We start from the raw sequence: 26042 nt of genomic DNA on the forward strand, positions 1-26042 counted from the left end.
ACGTGGGGTTCATGGTTTGGGGAAATCTGGGGAACACACTGATGGCGCACTGGGGATTTTTGCGTACATTCACGGCTCAAGGGGCCTCGGCATGACTTCCGTCGAGGATGCTCTGAGCATCACTCGCGCGGGTTCGGTCTTCTTGCCGATCGCGGCCCCGAGGGCGACCAAGTCGGTGACGCACACGGTGGTCACACCGCGCGCCTCCGCAACCCTGGAAAGACGCCGTCAGTGGGAGCGTCGCTATCGGATGAGACTGCGGATCACGGATGCGGCCGTCATCCTGTTCGCCGTCGGTCTGACCGCGATGGTCCAACTGATGACCGGTGTCGCCGGGCTCGAGATACTCCGCGACGGCGTCCCCCTCGCCGCGCTGTGGTACCTCATGCTCAGCGCACTGCACACGCGGGACGCCGCGTTGTTCCGTGCGAGTGCCACCGAGTACCGCGGCGTGGTCCACGCCAGCGGGCTCGCCTTCGGGATCATCGCCATCGTGGCGGTGCTGCTCGCATGGAAGTCGATGCAACTGACACTGCTGCTGGGGCTGCCTGTCGGTGTGTTGACTCTTCTGGTGACCCGGTGGTTGTGGCGCCACTGGCTCCAGGCGCAGCGGGCGTACGGGAGGTTCACCTCCCGTACGCTCGTCGTCGGAAACCGGGATGACGTCGAGTACGTGGTGCGCACCCTGCACCCGATCGGCGCGTCCGGCTACCAGGTGGTCGGGGCGACGCTCCTCGACGGCAACGCCCGGGAGGTGGAGGTCGACGGCGCGAAGTTCCCGGTTCTGGGGAACGTGAACTCCGTGTCGACGGTCGCCGCCGAACTGGGTGCCGACACGATCATCGTGGCGAGCCGCCCCGATGGCGAGCCCGAGTTCGTGAAGCAGCTGAGCTGGCAGCTCGAGGGGACCGCTGCCGAACTCGTGCTGTCGAGCCGCCTCACCGATGTCGCCGGCCCGCGGATCTCGTTCGCGCCGGTCGAGGGGCTGCCCCTCATCCAGGTGCAGATCCCGACCTACGAGGGCGGCCAGCACCTGCTGAAGCGTGCCCTCGACATCGCCGTCGCGACGCTCGCGCTCATCCCGATCGGCCTGGTGGCTCCGGTCCTGGCGCTGCTCGTCAAGCTCGACTCCCCCGGCCCCGTCTTCTTCTTCCAGGAGCGTGTCGGCCGTGACGGCCGTCGCTTCAAGATGGTGAAGTTCCGCTCCATGAAGACCGACGCCGAGCAGCAGCTCGCCGCTCTCAAGGAGCAGAACCAGGGCGCAGGCCTCCTGTTCAAGATGAAGGACGACCCGCGCGTGACCCGGGTGGGCCGCGTTCTGCGCAAGCTGTCGCTCGACGAACTCCCGCAGTTCTGGAACGTGCTCATCGGTGACATGAGCGTCGTGGGCCCGCGTCCGCCGCTGCCCAGCGAGGTCACCGCCTACGACGGGACTGTCTTCCGTCGCCTCTACATCAAGCCGGGCATCACCGGGCTGTGGCAGGTCTCCGGCCGCAGCGACCTCTCCTGGGACGAGAGCGTGCGTCTCGACCTGCGCTACGTCGAGAACTGGTCGGTCATGAACGACCTGCAGATCATGTGGCGCACCGCGAAGGTCATGGTGCAGCCGAGCGGGGCATACTGATCGGATGAGCAATTCGAACCGCCTCACCATCGCGATGGTGGGGACCCGAGGAGTGCCCGCGGCCTACGGCGGTTTCGAGACGGCGATCGAGGAAGTCGGTCGCCGTCTCGCCGTGCGCGGGCACGACGTCGTGGTCTACACCCGCGGCTCCGAGCGTCGGGAGAAGGACTACCTCGGGATGCGCGTCGTGCACCTCCCGGCCATCCCGGTGAAGCAGATCGAGACGCTCAGCCACACCGGGCTGTCGACACTGCACCTGATGTTCCGCCGCCGCCCCGACGCGACGTTCGTCTTCAACGCGGCCAACTCCCCGTTCCTCCCGTTCCTCCGGCTGCGCAGGGCCCCCGTCGCCCTCCACATGGACGGACTCGAGTGGCGTCGATCCAAGTGGGGCCCGCGCGGCAAGGCCTACTACCGCTGGGCCGAGCAGTTCGGCGTGCGCACGGCCGACGCCCTGATCGCCGATGCACCCGGAATCGCCGATTACTATCGCCACCAGTTCGACGTGCCGACCGAGCTGATCCGCTACGGCGCGCCGATCCTGGATTCCGTCGCCGAGGGGCGCGTCGAAGAGCTCGACGTCTCCCCCGGCGGCTACCACCTCATCGTGGCCCGTTTCGAGCCGGAGAACCACGTGCTCGAGATCGTAGAGGGCTACCGTCGCAGCGCGGCGACCCTGCCCCTCGTCGTCGTGGGTTCGGCGCCGTACAGCAGCGACTACACGCAGCGCATCCAGCAGGCGGCAGCCGGGGACCCGCGGATCCGTCTCGTGGGCGGCGTATACGACCAGGAGCTCCTCGACGCCCTCTACTTCCACGCGCTCACGTACGATCACGGCCACTCGGTCGGAGGAACGAATCCTTCTCTGCTGAGAGCCATGGGCGCCGGCACCGCCGTCATCGCCTTCGACGTTCCTTTCAATCGCGAGGTGCTCGACGGCGAAGGCTGGTACTTCTCGTCTCCTGACGACGTCGCCAGAGCGTTCGAGGATGCGGAATCGGGTGCCGGGCGAACACGAGAGCTCGGGGCGAAGGCGCAGCACCGCGCGCGCGATGCGTTCCGATGGGAAGACGTCGCCGACGCCTACGAGGAACTCGCGCGTTCGCTGGCCGAGCGGAAGAGCATCCACCGCATCGCCCGCAGGGCTCGGCGGTCATCGGAAGAATGGTGATCGACGAGCCGATCGGTGCCGGTCAGGCGGGGCTGCCGAGCTCCCGCTGCACCCGCGATGCCAGCGTCCTAGCGTCGGAGGCGGCTTTGATGAGGCCCCGTCGGTGGGCCCGTGGACCGAAATGGTGCACGTCGACCACGTCGAGTGGATGCGCTGCCTCGCGCCGCCACAGCAGCGGACGACGGTTCGGCAGGTCGAGCGTTCCGCGGCGCGCGTCGAGGGCGACCGCGTACTCGGCGAGCGACGCCGCCGAGACCGGTCGCTCCCCCAGCAGGAGCGCCTCTCGAAGCGTGAACGTGCGAGTGCGGGCATTCGGGCGCAGCTGGGCGATCAGGGCGCGCTCGGCGAGCGATGCTGCGATCACCAGGTCTGCGGCGTCGAGGTGGTCCGCGTCCAGCCGCGCAGAACGATGGCCGGACGCGCCCTTCTCGATGTCGACCGCGACGCGGCAGGACCGCTTGCCGGGCTCAGCCTGGGTGCCGGCCGATCCGAAGACCCACTCGACCCCGCTCGAAGCCGTGTCTTCCACGGCGGCGAATCCCTCTTCGAACGCCGCCGCCATGAGCGGTGAACGGCAGATGTTCTGCGCACAGACGAACAACACGCTCTGGATCATCCCGTTCCGGCTCCCCTGCACTCATCGCGCGTCTTCACCCGGACGGATTCCTCTCGTCCGCGGCGACACGGTAAGAATGATCTCACACGCGGATCGACGCCCTGGCGGACCGCGATCTGAAGGGTGGGGGGATCCTCGTGCTCGTCCTCGTCGTACATCCCGGCGCTGAGCTCTACGGCGCCGACCGCGTCACGCTCGAATCCGCAGCCGGTCTTTCTGCGGCCGGCCATACCGTGGTCGCCGCTCTGCCGGAACACGGCCCGCTGGCGGCTGCTCTCGAATCCTTCGGAGTGCGCGTCGTGGTCAGCCGCATGTTCGTGCTGCGCAAGCAGCTGCTCCGGCCTCGCAACTGGCCGGCGCTGATGGCTGCGGCCGTCGGCGGGTTCGTCGAATCCTGGCGGCTGATCTCTCGCCACCGACCCGATGCCGCCTACGTGAGCACCGTCGTCCTTCCTCAGTGGCCGATGCTGCTGCGACTGCGCCGCGTGCCGACGGTCACGCACGTGCACGAGGCGGAGGCCGACTCGCTGTGGGCGCTCCGGGCTTTCCTCTACGCCCCGCAGCTCTGGGCCCACACGGTGATCGCGAACAGCCGCTTCACGGCAGACCTCCTGCGCCGGACCCTGCCGAGCCTCCGCCGGAAGATCCGCGTCGTTGCCAATCCGATCCCGGGTCCGCCGGCGAGCGCTCCGCCGCGCGAGCATCTCGACAGCATCCGCATCGGCTACGTGGGCAGACTCTCGCCTCGCAAGGCGCCCGATGTTGTCGTTCGCGCGCTCGCGGTGCTTCGCGACCGCGGACGGAGCGCGCGTCTCGAGATCGTCGGCGACGTCTTTCGCGGATACGAGTGGTATTCCGCAGAGCTCCGCGCGCTGATCACCGCCGAGGGCTTGACCGAGGTGGTGACGACGCACGGGTACGACCCGGACATCTGGCCGCATGTCGCAGCCTGTGACGTGATGATCGTTCCGTCCCGTACGGACGAATCCTTCGGGAACACCGCCGTCGAGTCCGTTCTCGGTGAGAGGCCGGTGATCGTGAGCGATCTGCGCGGGCTGCGCGAGGCCGTCTCGGAGTATCCGACATCACGGATCGTGCCCGCCGGAGACGCCGAAGCCGTGGCGGATGCCGTCGAGGACATCATCGACACGTGGTCCGATGTCGTGAGTCTCGCCCCCGCCGCCGCGGCAGAGGCGTCAGCACGTCATTCGGTCGAGACCTATCGGCAGACGGTGGCAGCGGCGGTCGAGAATGCGGCGGGACCGACCAACTCCGCGTTCATGGAGAATTCACGGCCCTGAACAGGGGAGAATAGTCCACGGACGAGTTTCTCCGGTCAGGAGAGCAATGCTCGCGCCCTGGGGGAGGGGAACCAGATGACACTGCAGGACTACTTCGAGGCGCTGCGTCGACAGTGGATCGTCATCGTCGCGCTCACGATCATCGGTGCGGGCGCCGCTTTCGGCTACTCCCGGACTCTGCCTCCCGAGTACAGTTCGACCGCAGCGGTCATGGTGATACCGCAACGTGGAGACAGCACCAATGAACTCGTCCAGGGGTCGAGCTACGTGCAGAGCCTGGTGCAGACATATGCGGTACTGGCGTCGTCGCCGCTCGTCCTCACCCCGGTGATCGACGACCTCGGTCTCGAGGAGACCGCGACCCAGCTCGCCAAGCGCGTCTCCGTGGTCAACACCCTGAACACCGTGGTCATCGAGATCTCGGTGACCGACAACGCCAAGGAGCGGGCTCAGGAGACCGCCGCCGCCATCACGGAATCCCTCATCGCCGCCGTCGCCGACGTTTCGCCCAGCGACGCCGAGGACAACCCCGCCGTGCGGCTCGAGACGATCGCCCCGGCACGCATGCCGCAGGCACCGATCGGACCGAACACCCGGCTTCTCACCCTGATCGGTGCGGCGATCGGCCTCGCGCTCAGCGTCGCCTATGCACTCTTCCGCCGGGTCCTCGGTACCCGGATCACCGAACGCGGCGACATCGCCGCCGTGACGGACGCCCCGGTGCTCGGTGAGATCGTGGCGTGGCGACGGAGCTACACGATCCTCTCGACGATGCTGCGCAGTCGTGACAGCCGGTCGGCTGAATCGTTCCGGGCTCTCGCCGCCAACCTCAAGTACGTCGCCGTCGACCGCGATCTGCAGGTCGTGATGATGACCTCGTCGGCGCCGCACGAGGGAAAGTCGTCTGTGAGCATCGGGCTGGCTGCGGCTCTGGCCGAAGCAGGTCACCACGTTCTCGTGATCGACGCCGATCTCCGTCGTTCTTCCGTCGCCACTCAGCTTCAGCTCGAAGGAGCGATCGGCGTCACCTCGATCCTGGTCGGCGATGTGACCTTCGTGGAGGCCGTGCAGCACTCGGAGTCGATGAAGATCGACATCATCGCCGGCGGTGCGCCGGCCCCCAACCCGGGGCAGCTGATCACCTCGCACCGTCTGCGCGACCTCGTGGCGCAGGCTCGCGAGTTCTACGAGTACGTGATCATCGACAGCGCTCCGGCACTCGTGGTGTCGGACGCGATCCGTCTCGCGGACCTGGCCGACGGCGTGCTGGTGGTCGCCCGTTCCGGCCGTACGCGTCGCAAGCAGATCAGCGCGGTGCTGTCCACGATGAAGTCCACGAACAAGGACGTCGTCGGAATCGTGCTCAACGCGGTCAAACGCAACGAGAGCAGCCCCTATTACGTTCCGGACACCAGCTCGCGCCGCTGGAGCCGGTCGTCGAAGGAATCGAGCACGCGTACGAAGAACGAACCCGGCACCGACGTCGCAGACGCATGAGCGTCCTGCTCGCGCTGGCGGCGAGAGCCATCTCGATGGCCGTCTCCCTCGTCTGCGGCGTCTTGACGGCACGCCTGATCCTCGGCGGCGCAGGAGTCGAGTACTACGCCCTGTACACGCTCGTCGCGTCTCTGCCCGGGCTCATCTCGTTCTCCGACCTCGGATCGGGGGCCGTGCTGGTGAACAGCATCGCGGTGAGCGATGCGCCGCGCGAAGACCGCGTCATCCGGGCGCAGCTCACGACGGTCGGCCGCATCATGGTCTGCTTCGCGGGCAGCGGCATGGTCCTGAACGCCGTGCTGTACCTCACCGGCGCCTGGCGGGTGATCCTCGGGGATGCCGGCTCCATCGCCGGCGCCGACCTCGCGGCGTTCGTGTCGCTGACGATCTTCTGCCTCGGCATTCCTCTCGGCATCTGGCAGCGCGTGCTCCTCGGCCTGCACAAGAACCACCGCATCATCCTGATCCAGGCCGGCCAGGGGCCGCTGAACCTGCTGCTCGTGTGGTTGCTGGTGTCGTTCGCCCCGCCGGAAGCAGGCACCTTCCTCGCGCTCTCGTCCATGGTCTCCGGCTTCGTGATCGCGGCCGTCGGCTTCGGATTCGCACTCACCGCGCTCTCCCCCCTGTTCGGTCGCGCGATGCGGGACATCCCTCGGCCCCGCCGCATCCCGGGCGTGCGGGTCATGCACATCGGCTGGCCCATGCTCGTCCAGCTCGTCTCCGCCCCGCTCTCGGTCGCGCTGCTGCGCTACATCCTCGCTCAGTCGGGAACGACGCACGAGGTCGCCGAGTACGGCGCGGTGGGCCAGGTTTTCTTCGCCATCATCGGGGTGGTCTCCGCCGGCGGGCTCGCCCTCTGGCCCCTCTTCACCCGCGCCCGCGCGCGCGGGACGCTGGCACGGGGGCCCTACGCGATCGCCGCCCTGTTCGCTGCGGGCGCCGCGGTGATCTGCGGGCTCGTCTGGGCCGTGTCCCCCTGGCTGTTCGACTTCATCACCGACGGGACCCTCGAGGTCTCCGGGACGACGGTGCTCGCCTTCGGCCTGATGGTCGTGTGCCAGGCCGCGCTGTACCCCCTCGGCATGTTCCTGATGGACGAGGCGGGGATCCGCTTCCAGATGATCCCGGTCGCCCTGATGGCCGTCTCGACCATCGTCCTCGCACTCCTGGTCACCCCGACCCTCGGCGCCGCCGGCCCGGTCCTCGCGAACGCCGCCTCGGTGTTCGTCTTCCAGATCGTGCCCTTCGCCGTGTACATCGCGCGCCACCGTGAGCGACTGATGGGGTCTTCTCCCGGCCCGGAGGAAGTCGCGACATGAAAGCGCTCGCAGCGGTCGTCTGCCTGGTCCTTGCGGCGCGCATCACAGTCCTGCAGGGAGTGACCGCCGGCATCCTGCTGAGCCTCGTGCTGCTCCCGGTGTGGGCTGTCGCGCTCTGGCGCCTTCGCGGCGGATCATCGATCCTCACATTCGGCGTCCTCGCCATGATCAGCGGTATCGTGCTCACCGACTTCTTCGCCGGCGACCACCCGACGAACGATTCGATGATGCAGCAGAACACGTTCTCGCTCATCAGCCTCATCGGCGGCATCGGGATCATCGTCTGGGCGCGCAGCATCCTCGGTTCGGCCGGAACCGCCCTCTGGTACGGCCTGGGGCTCCTGGCCGGAGCCGTCACCCACGGTCTCAACATGGACAACGTCTGGAAGTTCGACCTGTCCGTGCCCGCGACCGTGACGGTGCTCGCGCTCTGCATGCTCAGCCGCAAGCTGTGGCTCGAAGTGGCCGCGCTGCTGCTGCTCGCCGTCGTGTCGGCGCTCAACGACTCGCGATCCGCCGGATCCATGCTCCTGGTGGCGGCGGCACTGGTGGTCTGGCAGGCGCTCGGCTCCCGGCTCAGCAAGAGCTCGACCACGGTGCGCACGCTCGCCGTCTTCGGATTCGTCGCCGTCATCGGCTATGCCTCGCTGCAGGCGTTCATCCTCGAAGGCTGGTTCGGCAAGGCCGCCGCGGTGCGCTCCGAGGAGCAGATCGCCCAGTCCGGCTCACTGATCCTCGGCGGACGACCGGAGCTCGGCGCATCCACCGAGCTCATCGCCGCGAATCCTTTCGGCCTCGGGTCGGGGACGATGGCGAACGGCATCGACCTGTTCATCGCGAAGATGGGCATGGCGCGTCTCAACTACGACCCCAACAACGGCTACGTCGAGAAGTACATGTTCGGCAACGGCTTCGAAGTGCACTCGATGCTCGGCGATCTGTGGATCCGCTACGGGATCTTCGGTGCACTGCTCCTGGTCGCCCTGCTCGTCGTCGTCGCCCTGGGGACCGCAGGACAGGTCGCCAAACGCCAGGCGAGCGGGCTGATGATCTTCCTCGCCATCCAGGTGTTCTGGGACTCGCTCTTCGCCCCCTTCTTCTCCACGTCGATCTCGACGCTGGTGCTCGGGGTCGGGCTCGCGATGGTCCCCCGCGCGAAGACCGCGGCGTCACAGGCAGTGCGCTCCGACTTCGTGAGCTTCGAACGCTGACCCGCCCGACGACGCGCACACGCAGAAGCCGAGGCCCCGCGACGCGGGACCTCGGCTTCTGTCTTCCGCCCTCGCGGACGACGCCTACGGCTTCGTGACCGTCAGGTCATCCCAGCTGAAGATCATCGCCGGCACGGTGGATGCAGCAGACATCGTGTTCATCAGTCCGAGGGTTCCTGCTGCCTGCATGGCTGCCGTGGTGTCCGTCGCGGAGACCTGCCAGGCGGCGGGCTCCGTATCGGCGGCCTTCCACACCTTCGCGGCGAGGGTCGTGGGGCTGGTGCCGGTGACCGACAGGGCGACGTTCAGCACCGTTCCCGGCGTGTAAGTGACACCCGGCATGAGGTACGAGCCCAGAGAGACCTCGTCGCGCAGCAGGTAGAGCCGCACGCCGCCGCCTACTTCGAACCGCACCCGCGCGGAGTAGTTCGATGCCCCCACCTGTCGCCCGACGACGGAGGCGGTCGCAGCCCCACCGGTCGCCACCGCATCCGCCGAGACGGACACGCGGATCACGGCGTCCGTGACGGACAGACCCAGCCGGGCCGTCCGAGTGGCGGACGGAGCGAGGGACACCTTGCCCTTGCCGTCGGCGACGCTGTACGACGCGGCGCCGCCGGTGACGGTCCAGGCGCCGCCGGTGTCGGCGGACCCCCACCCCCCGGCCGCGACGGTGCGTGCGAACGTGTCAGCGGCGAGAGTGGATGCCGCCGGCGGAGCCGTGACCGTGACCTGCTTCGTGATGGTGCCGGTCGTTCCGCTGTTGTCCGTCACGGTGAGCGTGACGGAGTAGGTTCCCGTAGCTGCGTAGGCGTGCGACGCCGTCGCACCCGTCGCCGTGCCGTTGTCACCGAAGGTCCACGCGTACGACGCGATCGTTCCGTCCGGGTCAGCCGAGGCCGATCCGTCCACCGCCACGGACAAGCCCGTGGCGGTCGGGGTGAAGGCGGCCACCGGAGCCTGGTTCGGTGCCGGTGCGACCGTCACGTCGACGCTCTTGGTGGCGACGCCGCCGCGATCGTCTGTGACGGTGAGCTTGACCGTGTACGTTCCCGCCGCGGCGTAGGTGCGCGACGCCGTGACACCGGTGGCGGTCGAGCCGTCACCGAACGTCCAGGCGTACGATGCGATCGTGCCGTCTGGGTCGGTCGATGCCGCAGCGTCGACCGAGACCTTCAGGCCTGCCTTCGTCGGTGTGAACGCCGCCGTCGGCAGCTGGTTCGGCGAAGTCGGCGCCGTCGGATCCGCGACCGTCAGCGACCGCAGGTTCATCGTGGCGGTCTGCGTGACAGACGTGCCGCCGAGGTAGGTCAGCAGACCCACCGAACCGTTGGCCTGGAGGCCGCTCGTAGTGTCGGTTCCCGACAGCTGCCACGTGGCCGGCTCGGCATCCGAGGAACGCCAGACCTTCGCACGCACCGTCGTCGGCGACGTGCCGGTGACCTGCAGCCGCACCGAGAGCTCGTCACCCGGCGTGTACGTACCGGGCACCACGTACGAGGTGCCGATCGCCGTCTCGCCCCGCAGGATATAGAGCCGCATCGTGTTGCCGGCTTCGAAGCGCACCCGGGCGGAGTAGTTGTCGGATCCGACCTGTCGGCCGATCAGCGTCCAGGAGTATCCGGCACCCGTCCGGTCGACGGTGAACTTCGCCAGGAGGTCGGAGTTCTTCGACGAGACCGCGTTCAGCATGGCGCCTCGGGTGTCGTAGATGTTCGAGGCGATCCGCCCGGCCGAACCGGTGACGGAGAAGCTCGCGTTCCCACCAGAGGTCGTCCAGGCCCCACCCTTGTCGGCGGTGCCCCAACCGGTGGCGGTCGTGCGATCGAACTGGTCCTCGGCAAGAACCGTGAACTTCGGCGGCTCGACCGCGGTCACCTGCTTCGACGCGGATGCTGTGCCGCCGCGATCGTCCGTGACCGTGACCGTGACCGTGAATGTACCGGCGGCCGTGTAGTCGTGCGTGGTCGTCGCCGTGGTCGTGGTCTTCGTCGTCGTGTCACCGAAGTCCCAGGCGTAGGAGACGATCGTGCCGTCGGAGTCGCTCGACGCCGACGCGTTCAGAGAGGCGTTCAGATTGTCGATCGTCGCCGCGAGAGACGCCACGGGTGCCACGTTCGGCGCGAGCGCCGCCGTGACCTGCTTCGTGGTCGTCGCGCTGCCGCCCCGGTCGTCGGTCACCGTGAGGGTCACCGTGTAGGTGCCCGGGGTGGTGTACGCGTGGGTCTCTGTCGCACCGCTGCCCACCGCTCCGTCGCCGAAGGCCCACGAGTAGGTGGCGATGGTGCCGTCGGAATCAGCCGATGCCGCGGCGTCGACCGCGACGCTCATGTGCGTCGTCACGGCCTCGAACGATGCGCTCGGAAGCACGTTGGCCGCCTGCACCGTCACCGGCTGGGTGATGGTGTCGGTCGTCCCGCGGTCATCCGTCACGGTGAGCGTCACCTGGTAGGTGCCCCCCGCAGCGTAGGCGTGGGAGACCGTCGGCCCCTCGGTCGAGCTCTCGCTGTCGCCGAAGTTCCACTTGTACGACGCGATGCTGCCGTCCGTGTCGACGGAGGAGGACGCGTCGAACGCGACGTCCAGGTCCGTGGGGATGGAGCTGAAGGCAGCCGTCGGAGCCTCGTTCACCGAGCCGAAGGCACCGAGCTGGTAGTGCTCGTTCACCTGCGCCCCGGTCAGCGGTGCGCTGTAGACCGCGACCTCGTCGATCGTGCCGGTGAAGGTGGTCGCGCCACCCCAGCCGTTGTCGTTGCCGACCCGCCAGTAGCCGTTGTAGTTCTGCGCGACGGTGTTCGGGTTCGAGCCGACGAGGTTTCCGTCGACGTAGAACGACATCCCATCGCCGGACATCTCACCGACGACATGGTGCCATTGGGCGTCGTTGTACGAGCTCGGCGTGGTGATGAGGTTCTGGACGTTGTTGTAGACCCCGAAGTTGAGCTTTCCGTTCGGCGTCATGAAGATGTGCCGGTCGTTGCTGCTGCTGAGTCCGTTGTTGCTGTCGCCGAACCCGACGATCTTGCCGCCGGCGGCGGTCGAGGTCTTGAACCACGCCTCCACCGAGAAGATCTGCGGGTTCACGTACTGCTTCGTTCCGGCCAGCCGGACCGTGGTCGTTCCTGTCGTGGGCGCCCAGCGCACCGCGGTGTTCGAGACGCCCGAGAGCACGCCGGTCTGACCCTTCACCAGGACGCTCGTGCTGCCGGTGTAGGTGCCCGTCGACTTGTTCATGCCCGCGTCGGCAGCGGTCGTGGCGCTGCCGGTCTCGCCGAGTCGCCAGTACAGCGTCGGATCCAGGCCGAACACCGACTTGCCGTAGGCGTCGGCGGGAGCCGCAGGGATCGAGGTCTCTCGTCCGCTGGCGGTCCAGTGCGCGTCGACCTCGGCGCGGGTGAGCGCCTTGTCGTAGACGGCGACGTTCGAGATCGCGCCGCTCAGGTATCCGCTGGTGCCGGCGTTGGGCCACGAGCTGACGCTGTCGCCGCCGATCCGCCAGTAGCCGGTGTAGTCCTGCGCGGAGAACGTGTCGGTGCGGTCGCCGATCTTGACGCCGTCGACGTAGAGCACCTGGCCGGTCGCACTGAGCGTGCCGACGACGTGGTGCCACTTGTTGTCGTTGAAGCCGGTGCCGCTCGAGATGCTCCTGGTGTCTCCCGAGTACACGCCGAACGTGACGCGTCCCGAGTTGTCCAGGTACACCTGGCGGTCATAGCTGGAGGAGTTGCCGGTCGGCGACGAGCCGAAGCCGACGATCTTCCCGCCGCGCGTGCTGCTCGTCTTGAACCAGGCCTCGACCGTGAAGGTCTGCGGACCGGTCTGCGCCGTGGTGGTGCGGGCGCCTGAGCCACTGCTGCCCGTGAAGGTCGTGGCCGTGGTGGTCGCCGTCAGGTTGGGCCCGGTCGCTCCTCGCGTCCCGCTGGCCACGACGAGATCGTTGCCGCCCGCCCAGTCGAAGGCCGCCGTACCGGTCGGTTCGTTCAGGGGCCAGTAGTCCACGGCACCGCTGGAGAGCACCGCGTCGTCGTAGGCCGTCGACACGCCGACCGCAGCTGTCGTCACGGGGACCCAGTCGGTCTGCGTGCTGTTGCCGAACGAGTCCAGCGCACGGACTCGATAACTGTAAGTCGTTCCGGGCACAGCGGTCTTGTCGCGATAGGACATCGCCGGCCGGTTCCAGAACGTCGAGAGCTGATCGGTCTCGTAGATCGGTGTGGTCATGCCCTTGTCCTGGCGGAACACCTGGTAGTGCAGACTCTCGTTGTCGCGGTCGTGGTTCGCGCTCCACGCCAGCCGGTTGACGCCGGTCTGGACGGATGCGGCGCTGAGCGCCCAGGCACCGCCCTGCACCTGAGGTCCCTGCTTGTTGGGGGCGACGTTCTTCTTCGCGAAGCGGACGATGCCCTGCTGCGCGGCGCCGTTCACCTTGAGGAACTCGCCGCCGATGAGCATGTAGTCGCCGGCCGCGGTGGCCTGCCACGGTCCCTGGTACTGGCCGGTGTAGTTGCCCGGCACCCACTCGGGGTACCACTGAAGGATCGTGGGCGTGGGCTGACCGGTGAAGCTGCGGTATCCCTGCGTGTCCGGAGTGATGGTCTTTCCGCTGGGCGTCTTCGAGAACGCGAGCGAGTGCTTGTAGGACCGCGGGTTCGTCTCGGGGAAGCTGCCGATGTTGGCGCAGTAGTGCGGGTGGCCGACGACGTAGATCGCGTCAGCCGTGGGAGCGACGTCGTAGCTGTCGCCGTGGCAGTCCTCCATCCACTGCAGGGTGCCATCGCTCCAGCTCGCGCGGAACGCGCCCTCGAAACCGTCCTGAGAGGTTCCGCCGTAGTCGAAGCCCGTGCCGTAGACGCTGTCTCCGTCGGACGACAGGGAGTACATGGCCGCCACCGTGCCCGCATTGCGGAGCACGCTGTTCATGGCCCAGGGCATGAGCGTGCCGGTGCTCGCGTCGAGGGCGGTGATGCCGCGGCCGGGGTTGGTCGAGCCGTTCACCGAGGTGAATGAGCCGGCGATCACGACCTTGCTGCTGTCGGGCGAGACGACGATGCCCTTCGCACCGTAACCGCCCTGCACGTCGGCGGTGAAGCCGGTCACGGCTCCGGTGGACGACGACACGGCCGCGACCTTCGTGCGCTGCGTGCCGTTGATCGTGGTGAACTCGCCGGCGAGGTAGACCGTGGAGTCGGTGAGGGCGATCGAGTCGATCCGACCGTTCGCCTCGGGCGCCCAGTTGGTGATGAGCGCGCCGGTCGCCGTGCTGAATGCCGCGACGCGGTAGCGCCAGTTGCCCGCCGTCTGCGAGAACATTCCCGCGACATAGATGCGCGAGCCGTCTGCCGACTTCTTGATGTCGAGGACGGTGCCGTTGGCACCGGGGTTCCACGAGGAGATGAGCGCGCCCGTGGTCAGGTTGTAGGCGAGCAGGTTCGCTCGCGGGGTCTCGTTGGTGCCGAGCGGAGAGCCGGCGGGTCGCGCGTTGGCGAAGCTTCCGCCGACGTAGACCGTGTTCCCGACGACCTCCTGCGCGTACACGACACCGTCGATCTGCACGGTGGGCAATGCGTCGGCCGCGAAGGTCTCGGGCGTTCCTGCTGCCGGCGCCGTGTCTGCGGCCGCGGCGACCGGAACGGTCAGAGCCCCGACGGTCAGAGCAAGGGCGGTTGCTACCGCTCCCAGCAGCGTCGCGCCGCGCGAGCGGCGGTTTCCGTGCTTACCAGCCGTCACGAAACGGCCACCCCAATTGATCTGCACTGTGATTCTCCCCAGAATTCTGCCTGCGCACCGAAGCGACGCATAAATGAAGGCCGTCCCCCTAGACGGCCTTTCCCCTGGGGCTGATACTAGGGCATACCGCTCGCATCGGCAAGATGCAAGTCGAGAGAGCGATATTCCGGAACAGGGCGGCTGCTAGCCGACGTCTCCGCGGAAGACGAAGGCCGGTTCGCCGGCACGGTAGTCGAGGGTGAGCGTCACGTCGCCCCGCTGGTTCTGCGGGATGTTGTACACGTACACGCCCTCGGCGGTTCCGCCCGCCTTCAGCGTTCCCTCGAACGGAGCCGCTCCGGGCTTCACGAGCCCGATCGCAGGCGTGCGTCCTTCGCCGATGTAGGCGTTGACCGCGATGAGTCCCAGATCGACCGGCGAGTCCGTGTCGTTGGTCAGCTTCAGCGTGAACTGCACGGACGGTCCCGCGATCTCGCCGGCCTGCACGGCCTCACCCTCGACCGCCTTCATCGCCGTGATCTCGGCGACCAGCCCGTCATCGCTCTCGGCAGGCTCGTCGGGGGCGACGGGCGCGAGTTCCGGCATCGTTCCGGGAGTCGCGGACGGATCGGGAGTCGGCTGAGCGCTCGGATCCGCTCCGTCCACGGGTGCGGACGCGGAGGCGGAGGCGGACGGGCTCGATGCGGGCTTCCCCCCACCCGACGCTCCGGAGGTGAGGGCGAAGTAGACGATCACCGCGACCACCACGAGAACCGCTGCGACCGCGATGACCCACGGCCAGGCCTTCCGACGCGGACTCCGCACGGACCCGTTCGATTCGTCGACCATGCTCATCCGCCTCACTCCCCCGACCGCCGAGTCGGCGGACGGGGCGATTCTATCCGACCGCCCCGCTCTCAGCCTCGGGTGTGGGGCGCGCTCCTGGCGATGCGCCGACCGTCACGCCACCCTCGCCACACCGCACGCAGAGGACGCCACGGACGCAGGAGCTGGCGCCTTCCCCCGCGGAGCAGCACTTCTCGCGCTGCCGTGCGGGACGATGCATCCCAGCGCCGCATCGTCTCCGAGTCGAGGAGCTTCTGCGCGAGCAGCATCCGATTCCTGATGTTGTAGTAGTAGTAGAGCGGCGACTTGGCGTGCACGTCCGGATCCCCGATGCCTTGGGTACCGCCTTCGTCGTGCACGGCCTTCGCCTGCTCGACCAGGATCAGTCGACCGCCCGCGTCCTCGACGCGCATCGAGAAGTCGACGTCCTCCCAGTAGAGGAAGTACTCCTCATCGAAGCCCCCGACCGCGGTCCACGCGGCGTCGTTGATCATCAGCGCAGCCCCGGTGAGCCAGCGGCGCACTCTGGCCTCGGGGTTCCGCCCGGCCCACGCGGTTCCGTGCGTGGAACCGTCGTCGAGATCGAGCACATGGCCGGCCGACCATACGCGCCCCGCGCCGTCCTCGACGAGCGGAGCAGCCACGATCGCCTCGTCGCCGTCGACGGCCTCGAGGAGCAGATGGGTCGATGCGGCGTCGATCGAGGCATCGGGATTGATCAGCAGGTGCCGTGTGCGCCCCGCCGCACGCGCCGCTTCCACACCCCGGTTGACGCCTCCGCCGAAGCCGAGGTTCTCGGTCTGCAGCAGGGCGAACCAGCCCTCGCGTGCGGCGAGGGCCGTGATGAGCTCGGCTTCTTCCGCTGTCGATCGGTTGTCGACGACGTACACCGACGCGGCAGGAAGCGCCCTGCTCGCGGCCACGAGGTTCCGTTCCAGCAGAGCGGAGGACCCGTAGTTGACGACGACGATGGCGAGCGTCGACTCATCGACCATTCGCGGCACCGTTCCCCAACGCACGCATCGCGCGGAACCACCGGACGGCGGCGAGAAGACAGAACGCGAGCGCGGCGGCGAAGAAGAACGCGTAGGCGTAGACGAAGACGGTCGACCAGCCCCAGAGCACGTAGACGAGGCAGACGATGCCGTAGTCGACCGGTAGCAGGATGACGGATCGCAGCGCTCCGCCTCCCCCGCTCTGCGCCGACGACGGGATCCCCTTCGACGACTTCAGCAGGTCGTTCAGGATCATCCCGAAGAACGTCGCGGTGGCCACCACTGCGAACCCCAGCGGAACGAGCAGGTAGGACGTGGGAACATCCGCGAATCGGAAGAGTCCGATGGCCGTCGCGATCGGCAGCGACACGATCTTGATCGCGTCGATGAAGTGGTCGAGCCACTCGCCGGCGAGCGATCCGCCGCCCTGCAGTCGCGCCACCTGCCCGTCGGCGGAATCGAGGGCGTACCCGATGGCGAGCAAGAGCCAGACCAGCAGGCCGGTCCACCAGCCGGGCGCCACCAGGGCGAGCACGAGGATGCCGGAGAACGTGAAGACCGCGCTGACGGCGGTGACCCCGTTCGGCGAGAGCCCGATGCGGTACGCCAGCGCCGCGAACACCCGCCCGACAGGACGGTTCACGTACACGCTGTACGCCGGTGCTCCCTTGGCGCGGCCCTTCTGAGCCGACGACAGACGCCGCATCGAATCCGCAAAACTCTCCGTGGCCATTCGGCGTGTCCCCTCCGTCGAACCCCGCAGAGAGGGGCGCTCGTTCACCAGATAGAGTATGCCTTGCCGAGGGGGCACGCATCTGGGGAGCGCCGCCGACGACTCGGCGAAGGGGAGGACCACTGCCATGACCGTTGTCGACCCTCCGAACGGAGTCCCTCGGCCTCGCATCCTCATCAGCGCGTATGCGTGCGGTCCCGATCAGGGGCCGGAGGCATCCGCCGGATGGGCGCTCGCGCGTGCCGCGGCGGAGACCGGCGACGTCTGGATCCTCACTCGTGAGCGCTTCCGCGAATCGTTGACGAAGGCCCTGGCCGAATCGCCGGAGCTCGCTGCCCGGGTGACGGTCGTGCACATCGACCTGCCCGCCCGCGTGATGCGGTGGAAGCGACGCGGATGGGATCTCTACTGGTACTACGCGCTGTGGCAGCGTCTGGCCGGCCGGACCGCGGCACGACTGCATGCCGACGAGCCCTTCGACGTCGCGCACCATGTCTCCTTCGCGAATGACTGGATGCCGTGCGGCATCGCAGATCTCGACGTCCCCGTGGTCTGGGGCCCCGTCGGCGGAGCCAGTCGCGTGCCCATCTCGTCGCTCCACCGTTGGCTGGGCCTGCGGGGGACCGCGACCGAGGTGGCTCGCACCGCGCTCACCGCACTCCCGCGCGCCCTCTGGGGAGACACGACCGCTCGCCGCGCGGCTCTCGTGGTCGCGCAGAACCCCGACGTCGCGCGCCGGTTCCGACGCGCCAGAAACGTGGTCGTCGAGCCCAATGCGGCGTTCGCCGAGGAGATCCCTCCGCACCACGGCAGCGAGTCAGGGCGGACGGCCGTCTTCGCCGGGCGCCTGCTGGCGTGGAAGGGCGCAGCGCTGGCGATCGACACGATCGCTCGCCCCGCGGCGGAGGGGTGGCGCCTCCTGATCCTCGGTGAGGGCTACGAGCGCAAGCGGCTGCAGCGACTCGTGAAGACACTGGGCGTGGCGGATCGCGTGGAATTCCTCGGGCATCTGCCGCGCGAAGAGACGTTGAATACTCTTGCCGCGGCCGACGCCCTGCTCTTCCCCTCCATGCACGACCAGGCGGGGTGGATCGTCGGCGAGGCGAGCGCGATGGGCCTTCCGGTGGTGTGCCTCGACCTCGGTGGGCCGCCCACGCTGGCCGACATCAACGCCCGCGTGGTCGAGGCGACCGCGCCGAACCTCCCCGACCGCCTCGCCGAGACGCTGCGCGACACGTCCGCGGCACCAGGGCGCCCGCACCGGCGATGGGCCGAGGACCGGCTGCCGGCGATCGTCGGCGACTGGTACGCGACGGCGATGAGCGGACGACGACGACCGCTCGCGGTGATGGAGTCGCTCACCCGACTGCGCCCGACCACCAACCCGTACCTGGTGCAGCTGTGCGAGTCGCTCGACCGCACGCCCGGCATCGACCTGTCGTTCTTCAGCTGGAAGCGCGCCATCCTCGGCCGCCTCGATGTGCTGCACGTGCACTGGCCCGAACTCCTCGTCGGCGGTCACCGTCTGTCGGGTCGGATCGCTCGACGCATCCTCACCGCGGTGTTCCTCCTCAGGGCCCGCCTGACCGGCGTCGCGATCGTGCGCACGCTGCACAACCTCGAGCGCCCGTCCGACATGGCGAAGATCGACCTCGTGCTGCTCGACGCGGTCGACCGCCTCACGACGCTCACGATCACGCTGAACGACGACACGCCCCTCCCCGAGGGACATGCGCGACGCACGATCCTGCACGGGCACTACCGCGACTGGTTCTCGTCGTACCCCACCCCGCCGGCGATCGAGGGCCGCATGGGCTACGTCGGTCTGATCCGCCGGTACAAGGGCGTGGAGCAGCTGATCGAGGCGTTCCGGGCGCTGGATGCCGAGGGGTCCAGCCTCTCGGTCGCGGGGCGGCCGTCCACCGACGATCTGGCAGCCGAGCTGATCGGCCTCGCCGCGGGCGACGAGCGGATCGAGTTCCACTTCCGCTTCCTCGACGACGCCGAACTGGTGGCGCGGATCTCCGAGGCGGAGTTCATCGTGCTGCCGTACCGGCACATGCACAACTCCGGCACCGCGCTGGCCGCGCTCTCCGTCGGACGCGCGATCCTCGTTCCCGACAACACGGTCAACCGGGCGCTCGCGATCGAGGTCGGCGAGCGCTGGGTGCACCTGTTCGACGGCGAACTGACGGATGCCGATCTGGCGCGCGTGCGCTCCGCCGTCTCGGCCGGGATCGAGGGGGTGCCCGACCTCTCCCAGCGTGACTGGTCGACGGTCGGCGCCGAGCATTCCCGGGCGTTCCATGCTGCCGCCGCGCTGCGGAAGGCGCGTCGATGACCGGTGGCATCCGGATCGCCGTGGCGATCCCGACCTACCGGCGCCCCGAGCGTCTCACCAGCCTCCTCGCGGTGCTCCCCCTGCGCTTCGCGGAGCTCGAAGACGGCGACAGCGCCGACGTCTTCGTGATCGACAACGACCCGGAGGGCAGTGCGAAGGATGCCGCGACGGCGCCGGCGCCGGGCATCCGTGTCACCTACGCTCCCGAGCCGACTCCGGGAATCGCAGCCGCTCGCCAGCACGCACTCGACGTGACAGGCGAGTACGACCTCCTGGCCTTCATCGACGACGACGAGGTCCCACGGGCGGACTGGCTTCGCGCGCTCGTCGACACCTGGCGTCGAACCGGCGCTGCCGCCGTCGCCGGGCACGTGCACACCGAGTTCCCGGCCGACACCGATCCCTGGGTGCGGGCTTCGGGCCTCTTCGCGCGCCCGCTCCGCACGGACGGCGAGTCGCTGCCCGCCGCCGGCGCCGGCAATCTCCTCCTCGACCTGGAGCAGGTCCGCGCAGCGGGGATCTCCTTCGACACCTCGCTCGGCCTCTCCGGCGGCGAGGACACTCTCTTCACCCGCGCGATCGTCCGCGCCGGCGGTCGCGTCGTCGCCTGCCCGGCATCGGTCGCCGAGGATCAGCTCGAGGTCGAGCGCGCGACGCGGCGCTTCGCCCTGGCGCGAGCGCGGCATCACGGGCAGACCCAGTCGGTGATCGAGCTGCGCATGGCGCAGAATGCTCCGGCGCGAGTGCGCTCGCGAGTGCGCAACCTCGTCAAGGGCGTCGGCTGGTCCGCTCGCGGTGCCGTCCGGTGCGTGACCGGGACGCTGACCGGCACGCTTCCGCGTCGCGCCGGCGGAGCGCGCGAGGTGCAGCGCGGAATCGGACTGGTGCAGGGTGCGCTCGGCGCCGCTGCGCCGGAGTACGCGCGCGACACCCACCCCGGGAGCAGTGCCCGTCGTGTGCGCGCCGCGCTGCGACGCGCGGTGCGCGGCGTCTCGCCGGTGTTCCGCTCCGTGGTGAGCGTCGACACCGCTCGCACGGTCGTCGTCCTCACGCTCGACGACGGCCCAGATCCCGAGTGGACACCCCGCATCCTCGACGAACTCGCCCGGCGCGGCGCGACGGCGACGTTCTTCGTGCTGCTCACCCGCACCCGGACACACTCCGAGCTCCTGAAGAGGATCGTCGCGGAGGGGCACGAGATCGCCCTGCACGGCGCCGACCACCGGCGACTCACCTCGTTCAGCGGCGCCGAGGCGCTGCGGATGCTGCAGTCGTCGCGTGCCGAGCTCGAGCAGCTGTCCGGGGTCCCGATCCGCTGGTACCGGCCCCCGTACGGAGCCCTGTCGCCGGCGACCTGGCAGGCGGTTCAGCGCGCTGGCATGACCCCGGTGCTCTGGACGACCAGTGTGCTCGACGGGCGCGATGCCGCGCACGCGGAGCGGCTCGCCCGAGCGACGTCGGGGATCGAACCGGGAGCCATCGTCCTCGCCCACGATTCCCGCGCCGGCGCAGCGGACGGCGTCGACGACCCCGACATCGCGCCGTTCGATCGAGTGGCGCTGATCTCGGACGTCCTCGACGCGTACGAGCGGCACGGGCTGCGTGCGGTCTCGCTGGCGGACTCGCTGCGTTCGGGCCGGCTGCGCCGACGGATGGTGCTCGTCGGCTGACGACGCCGTTCGGCATCGTCAGCCGACGAGGGTCAACGGGCGGTCACCGGCGGCTGCGGCGCGCCGATCGCGCGGGTCTGCAGGGATACGCCCAGCAGATCCACGATCTTCCCCGGCAGCGCCGAGACACCGACACCCGGGACCGCCCGCGTGAGCTGCCACGTCTTGGCATCGACGATCGGCGCGCCTTCGGTCAGCACCGACTTCGCGTCGTTGCCGGTCAGCGCGCGGAACTCCTCGATCGTGGTGATGCCACGGGTGCCGTTCGAACCGTCCGCCCAGCACGCGAAGTTCGCGGGCGACGATGCGGACGACCGGTGGTACAGGTTGGCCTCCTGCGAGATGCCGAACTGGTTCCCCGACCACTTGTTCGTCAGGTCCTGCACGAGCATCGGGCACGCCTGGCCACCGTACGAGAGGATGTTGTTCCGCACGACCACGTCGCTGGTGATCCACGGGATCAGCGAGCTGATGCTCTGGATCTCCTGCCGACGCTCATCCTGCATGTACGTGATCGTCCGTCCGTTGCCGACGATCGTGTTGTTCCAGATGTCGACGTCGCCCGAGTCGAAGACGAAAACGCCGCTGTTGCCGTTGCCGATGATGTAGTTGCCTGCCACCGTCGCCGTCTGGCTGAGCTCGATCTCGAGCCCCTCGCGTCCGTTGCCCTCGAACACGTTGTTCATGATGTTGAGCTTCGAGCTGGAGACGTCGAACCACAGGCCGGTGGACCCCACGTTGTCGGAGATGATGCTGTCCGACACGGTCACGTTCGAGGCACGGGACATCTTGACCCCGCCGGCCACCGGCGTGTAGTTGAACTTCGCGGCGTTGTTGCCGGTCACGAGCGAATTTTCCACCGTCAGGTCGTCGGTGTCGTTCACCGCGATGCCCAGCAGTCCGTTGCCGGTGACCGTGAGGTTGCGCAGCGTCTTGTCGTCGTTCCAGACGAAGAGACCGACGGTCGCGTTGTCGCGGATGACCATGTTCTCGAGGGTGAGTCCGTCGACCTCAGCGCTCACGGCGCCCAGCATCGCGACGGTCGTGGCGTAGCGCTGCACGCCGATACCGCGGACCGTGGTGCCCTCACCCTGGATCTTCAGGCCCTTGGCGAGCGCGCTCGCCTCGACGGCGTGACCCGCCGGATCGTTGCCGACGACGATCTGCTTCGCCCCCTGATCCACGAAGAAGGTGCCGGCGGTGACTGCCGAACGGCTGCCGACCTGCCTCAGTGGCGCTCCGTCGAACCAGACCTGATCGGGGTGGCCTGCCAGCGGGTTCGAGTCGTTGACCCACCAGCTGGTCTCGTCCTGTCCGGCACTGAACGACACGCGGCTGTCGAAGAACGTGCTCCACGGCGCCGCCCAGGTGCTCCCGGACTGCGACCAGCCGGTGACGGGCTTGGAGCCGTCGAGCCACACGGCCTCGCCGGGTGCCGACTGGATCGTCAGCCGCTTGGAGAACGGCACCGCGACGGTCTCGCGGTACGTGCCTGCACGCAGCACGATCGTCGAGCCGCTCGGGGCTGCGTCGATCGCCCGCTGCGCACCGGCCACGGGGTCGGCCTTCGTTCCGCTGCCCGAGCTGCGGGTGCCTTCCGGCACCACGTAGATCGCGTCCGCGGGAGCCGGGTAGGAGGTCTGGCCGACGGGAACGGATCCTGCCGTGCCGGTGCCGGATGCCGGGGGCGTCACCGGCGGAGTGGTCGGCGGAGTCACCGGGGGCGTGACGGGCGGCGTGGTCGGCTCCGGCGCAGGAGTGGGCGTCGGAGTCGGCGTGGGTGCCGGAGTCGGCGTGGGTGCCGGAGTCGGCGTGGGTGCCGGAGTCGGCGTGGGTGTCGGAGTCGGCGTCGGCGTCGGCGTCGGCGTCGCGGTCGGCTCCGGAGTCGGCGTGGGCTCCGTCGTCGGTGTCGGCGTCGGCTCCGTCGTCGGTGTCGGCGTCGGCTCCTGGGTCGGAACCGGCGTCGGCTCGGGCTCGGTGGTGGGCTCCGGCGCCGGGCTCGGGACCGGCTCGGGAGCGGGCTGCAGGTCATCGGAGCTCACGCTGAGCTCATCGACGCTCACAGCCAGGGGCTGGTTGCCGGGCGACATGTACGTCTGGATGCCGGGCGTTCCGGCGGTCCGTACGGCCTCCGCGGACCCGTCCGTCACCTTGATCTGCCAGCGCGGGGTCTCGGTGCCGACGATCCAGGCGCGAGCGCGCACGGTCACGTCGTCGGTGCCGTCGGCTTCGATCTCCACCCGCACAGAGGCGCCCTCCGGCACCTCGCCGATCAGGAGGCGGTCCTGACGGATCACCGTCTGGGTGTCGTTCGCGTCATAGCGGCCGATCGAGAGCACGCCGCGCGACTGGGTGTCGAGCCGGAACCGCGCACCGTAGTATCCCGACTCGCTGTTGCGCGTCGTCACGATCGTCGTCGCGCCGTACCCGGCGGTCGGCACCGCGGAGTAGCGGATCGTCGCGCCGACGGTTGCGTCGGTCGCTGCGGCGACCGTCGCGACATGGATGCTCCGGTGCCCGCCGCTGGTCGCGATCACGCCCGCGTCATCGCTCACCGAGGCGTCGGATGCGGGCGAGGAGACGTAGCCGTCGCCCCACCCTCCCGTCGTCGTGCGCGTGAACGTGTCCGTCCAGGTCTCGGAGCCATCGGCATCCGTCGTGGTCTGCGCGCCGACCGTGGCGAGTGCGCTGCCGGGTTGAGGAACCGATGCATCGGCGGCGGCCGACGACGGGACGGCGATTGCGCCGATCACGAGCGCGACGGTCATCGCGGTCCAGATCGATCGTGGGGTGTGCGGACGGTTCGACGATCGCTGGAACGCGACCTGGTGGAACGAAGTCATATGGGAGAGCCCGGGCCTTTTCGTGGGGGATCGTGCTTCTGACAGCGAGCTCGGGCGATCCGTCACAGGTCGCGTCGGCTTCACGATGCGACCGTGTTCTTGCGGGAACCACTCGAGTTCTGGTCCCTCCCCGCTGCGCACCATACCCCATCAAGCTGGAAAAGCTCCAGCATCCCCGGTCTCGTCCCAGAGCATCCGATAGAGTCGTCGGGTACGACTGTGGGGGTCGTGGACGGCAGGGGATGGCCGTCCGCTCTGTGACGCCACCACGGACATCGACGTTTTCTCGAGGGGGATCATGAAGGGCATCATTCTTGCGGGCGGTTCCGGAACCCGGCTGCATCCGATCACGCTGGGCGTCTCGAAACAGCTGATCCCGGTGTACGACAAGCCGATGGTCTACTACCCGCTGTCGACCCTGATGCTCGCCGGCATCCGCGACATCCTGATCATCACGACGCCGCACGATGCCGCGCACTTCGAGCGGCTGCTCGGTGACGGATCGCAGTTCGGCATCTCGCTGACCTTCGCGCAGCAGGCCTCCCCCGACGGCCTCGCTCAGGCCTTCACGATCGGCGCGGACTTCATCGGCGACGACAGCGTCGCCCTCGTGCTCGGCGACAACCTGCTGTACGGCCCCGGCCTGGGCACGCAGCTCAAGCGCTTCGCCGACATCGACGGCGGCGCGGTCTTCGCCTACTGGGTCGCCGAGCCCGAGGCGTACGGCGTCGTCGCGTTCGACGCCGACGGCCAGGCCGTCTCGCTCGAGGAGAAGCCGAAGAACCCGCAGAGCAACTACGCCGTGCCCGGTCTGTACTTCTACGACAACGACGTCGTCGAGATCGCGCGCAACCTCGAGCCCAGTGCACGCGGCGAGTACGAGATCACCGACGTCAACCGCGAGTACCTCGAACGCGGCAAGCTGCAGGTCGAGGTGCTGCCGCGCGGCACCGCCTGGCTCGATACCGGAACGTTCGATCAGATGACGGATGCTGCGGACTACGTGCGCACGATGGAGCGCCGCACCGGCATGCGGATCGGCGTGCCGGAGGAGGTCGCGTGGCGGCAGGGCTTCCTGAGCGACGACGAGCTGCGGGCCCGCGCCGAACTGCTCGTGAAGTCGGGCTACGGCTCGTACCTCCTGACGCTCCTGGAGAGGGGCCGCGCATGACCCGACTGCTCGTGACCGGCGGCGCCGGCTTCATCGGATCCAACTTCGTGCACCACGTGATCGCGCACACCGACGCCCACGTCACGGTGCTCGACAAGCTCACCTACGCGGGCAATCGCGCGTCGCTCGCCGGCCTCCCCGAGGATCGCGTCGAACTCGTCGAGGGCGACATCGCGGATGCCGCACTCGTCGACTCGCTGTTCGCGAGGACCGACGCGGTGGTGCACTACGCGGCCGAGTCGCACAACGACAACTCGCTGCACGACCCGCGTCCGTTCCTCGACACCAACATCATCGGCACCTACACGCTGCTCGAAGCCGCCCGCCGGCACGAACGCCGCTTCCACCACATCTCGACCGACGAGGTCTACGGCGACCTCGAGCTCGACGACCCGCAGCGCTTCACCGAGCAGACCCCGTACAACCCCTCGTCGCCGTACTCGTCGACGAAGGCCGGGAGCGATCTGCTCGTGCGCGCCTGGGTGCGGTCGTTCGGGGTGCAGGCGACGATCTCGAACTGCTCGAACAACTACGGTCCGTACCAGCATGTCGAGAAGTTCATTCCGCGACAGATCACGAACGTGATCCGCGGCATCCGTCCCAAGCTCTATGGCGCCGGGCAGAACGTGCGCGACTGGATCCACGCCGACGACCACTCCTCGGCCGTCCTGACCATCCTGGAGAAGGGTGCGATCGGCGAGACCTACCTGATCGGGGCCGACGGCGAGAAGGACAACAAGTCCGTCGTCGAGCTGATCCTCACGCAGATGGGCCTGCCGGCCGACGCGTACGACCACGTCACCGATCGCGCCGGCCACGACCTGCGCTATGCGATCGACTCGACCAAGCTCCGCACCGAGCTGGGCTGGTCGCCGCAGTACTCCGACTTCGAGTCGGGGCTGGCGTCGACGATCGACTGGTACCGCGCGAACGAGGACTGGTGGGCTCCCTCGAAGGACGCCACCGAGTCGTTCTACGCCGCGAAGGGCCAGTGACCG

The 26042-nt window shown here is 68.6% G+C and carries 16 protein-coding genes; 10 read left to right on the forward strand and 6 right to left on the reverse strand.

Translation table 11 applies throughout. The features are described 5' to 3' along the window. Positions 1-91 precede the first annotated feature (91 nt). On the forward strand, positions 92-1624 hold the full coding sequence (locus QFZ21_RS09430) for a sugar transferase (RefSeq protein ID WP_307377097.1): 1533 nt from the start codon (positions 92-94) through the stop codon (positions 1622-1624). Between the two features lie 4 nt (positions 1625-1628). After that, positions 1629-2795, forward strand: a complete 1167-nt coding sequence (locus QFZ21_RS09435) for a DUF1972 domain-containing protein (RefSeq protein ID WP_307377099.1) — start codon at positions 1629-1631, stop codon at positions 2793-2795. A 22-nt stretch (positions 2796-2817) separates the two neighbouring features. Here the strand turns inward: QFZ21_RS09435 and QFZ21_RS09440 are convergent, their stop codons facing one another. Continuing rightward, positions 2818-3399, reverse strand: coding sequence for a hypothetical protein (locus QFZ21_RS09440; protein WP_307377101.1), 582 nt, complete (start codon positions 3397-3399; stop codon positions 2818-2820). A gap of 149 nt (positions 3400-3548) precedes the next feature. Between QFZ21_RS09440 and QFZ21_RS09445 the strand changes: the two genes are divergently transcribed. The 4 genes from QFZ21_RS09445 (at position 3549) to QFZ21_RS09460 (ending at position 8739) form a co-directional block, all read left to right on the forward strand. After that, positions 3549-4712: a glycosyltransferase gene (locus QFZ21_RS09445; RefSeq protein WP_307377105.1), complete on the forward strand. Its 1164-nt coding sequence runs from the start codon at positions 3549-3551 to the stop codon at positions 4710-4712. 75 nt (positions 4713-4787) lie between these two features. Further along, on the forward strand, positions 4788-6209 hold the full coding sequence (locus tag QFZ21_RS09450) for a polysaccharide biosynthesis tyrosine autokinase (RefSeq protein ID WP_307377108.1): 1422 nt from the start codon (positions 4788-4790) through the stop codon (positions 6207-6209). Then, complete coding sequence (locus QFZ21_RS09455; RefSeq protein ID WP_307377110.1) at positions 6206-7528, forward strand: lipopolysaccharide biosynthesis protein; 1323 nt, start codon at positions 6206-6208, stop codon at positions 7526-7528. The genes QFZ21_RS09450 and QFZ21_RS09455 overlap by 4 nt, the downstream gene beginning before the upstream one ends. Further along, complete coding sequence (locus QFZ21_RS09460; protein ID WP_307377112.1) at positions 7525-8739, forward strand: hypothetical protein; 1215 nt, start codon at positions 7525-7527, stop codon at positions 8737-8739. Before QFZ21_RS09455 ends, QFZ21_RS09460 begins: the two co-directional genes overlap by 4 nt. A gap of 84 nt (positions 8740-8823) precedes the next feature. Here the strand turns inward: QFZ21_RS09460 and QFZ21_RS09465 are convergent, their stop codons facing one another. From QFZ21_RS09465 to QFZ21_RS09480, 4 genes are all read right to left on the reverse strand, one after another. After that, positions 8824-14466, reverse strand: a complete 5643-nt coding sequence (locus tag QFZ21_RS09465; RefSeq protein ID WP_307377114.1) for a PKD domain-containing protein — start codon at positions 14464-14466, stop codon at positions 8824-8826. Positions 14467-14649: 183 nt separating this feature from the next. Next, the gene (locus QFZ21_RS09470; RefSeq protein ID WP_307377116.1) at positions 14650-15294 is read right to left on the reverse strand and encodes a hypothetical protein; all 645 of its coding nucleotides are present in this window, start codon (positions 15292-15294) and stop codon (positions 14650-14652) included. Between the two features lie 68 nt (positions 15295-15362). Then, complete coding sequence (locus QFZ21_RS09475) at positions 15363-16286, reverse strand: glycosyltransferase (RefSeq protein WP_307377117.1); 924 nt, start codon at positions 16284-16286, stop codon at positions 15363-15365. Next, positions 16276-16929 carry a CDP-alcohol phosphatidyltransferase family protein gene (locus tag QFZ21_RS09480; protein WP_307377119.1) on the reverse strand — a complete coding sequence of 218 codons (654 nt, stop codon included), beginning with the start codon at positions 16927-16929 and terminating at the stop codon, positions 16276-16278. Before QFZ21_RS09480 ends, QFZ21_RS09475 begins: the two co-directional genes overlap by 11 nt. A 217-nt stretch (positions 16930-17146) precedes the next feature. Here QFZ21_RS09480 and QFZ21_RS09485 point away from each other — a divergent pair, with 217 nt between their 5' ends. Together QFZ21_RS09485 and QFZ21_RS09490 are read left to right on the forward strand one after the other, a co-directional pair. Further along, a complete protein-coding gene (locus QFZ21_RS09485) occupies positions 17147-19360 on the forward strand; it encodes a glycosyltransferase (protein ID WP_307377121.1) in 2214 nt (737 codons plus the stop codon). Continuing rightward, positions 19357-21030 (forward strand): polysaccharide deacetylase family protein, encoded by a 1674-nt coding sequence (locus QFZ21_RS09490; RefSeq protein ID WP_307377123.1) that lies wholly within the window; start codon positions 19357-19359, stop codon positions 21028-21030. The genes QFZ21_RS09485 and QFZ21_RS09490 overlap by 4 nt, the downstream gene beginning before the upstream one ends. A gap of 32 nt (positions 21031-21062) precedes the next feature. Here QFZ21_RS09490 and QFZ21_RS09495 read toward each other — a convergent pair whose 3' ends face one another. Beyond that, positions 21063-23873 (reverse strand): right-handed parallel beta-helix repeat-containing protein, encoded by a 2811-nt coding sequence (locus tag QFZ21_RS09495; protein WP_307377126.1) that lies wholly within the window; start codon positions 23871-23873, stop codon positions 21063-21065. Positions 23874-24171: 298 nt separating this feature from the next. On the opposite strand from QFZ21_RS09495, the gene rfbA reads away from it, so the two are divergent. Beyond that, on the forward strand, positions 24172-25044 hold the full coding sequence (rfbA, locus tag QFZ21_RS09500; protein WP_307377127.1) for a glucose-1-phosphate thymidylyltransferase RfbA: 873 nt from the start codon (positions 24172-24174) through the stop codon (positions 25042-25044). Next, on the forward strand, positions 25041-26039 hold the full coding sequence (gene rfbB, locus QFZ21_RS09505; protein WP_307377130.1) for a dTDP-glucose 4,6-dehydratase: 999 nt from the start codon (positions 25041-25043) through the stop codon (positions 26037-26039). The genes rfbA and rfbB overlap by 4 nt, the downstream gene beginning before the upstream one ends. Positions 26040-26042: the final 3 nt, after the last annotated feature.

Source organism: Microbacterium sp. W4I20 (assembly GCF_030816505.1).
Lineage (GTDB): Bacteria > Actinomycetota > Actinomycetes > Actinomycetales > Microbacteriaceae > Microbacterium.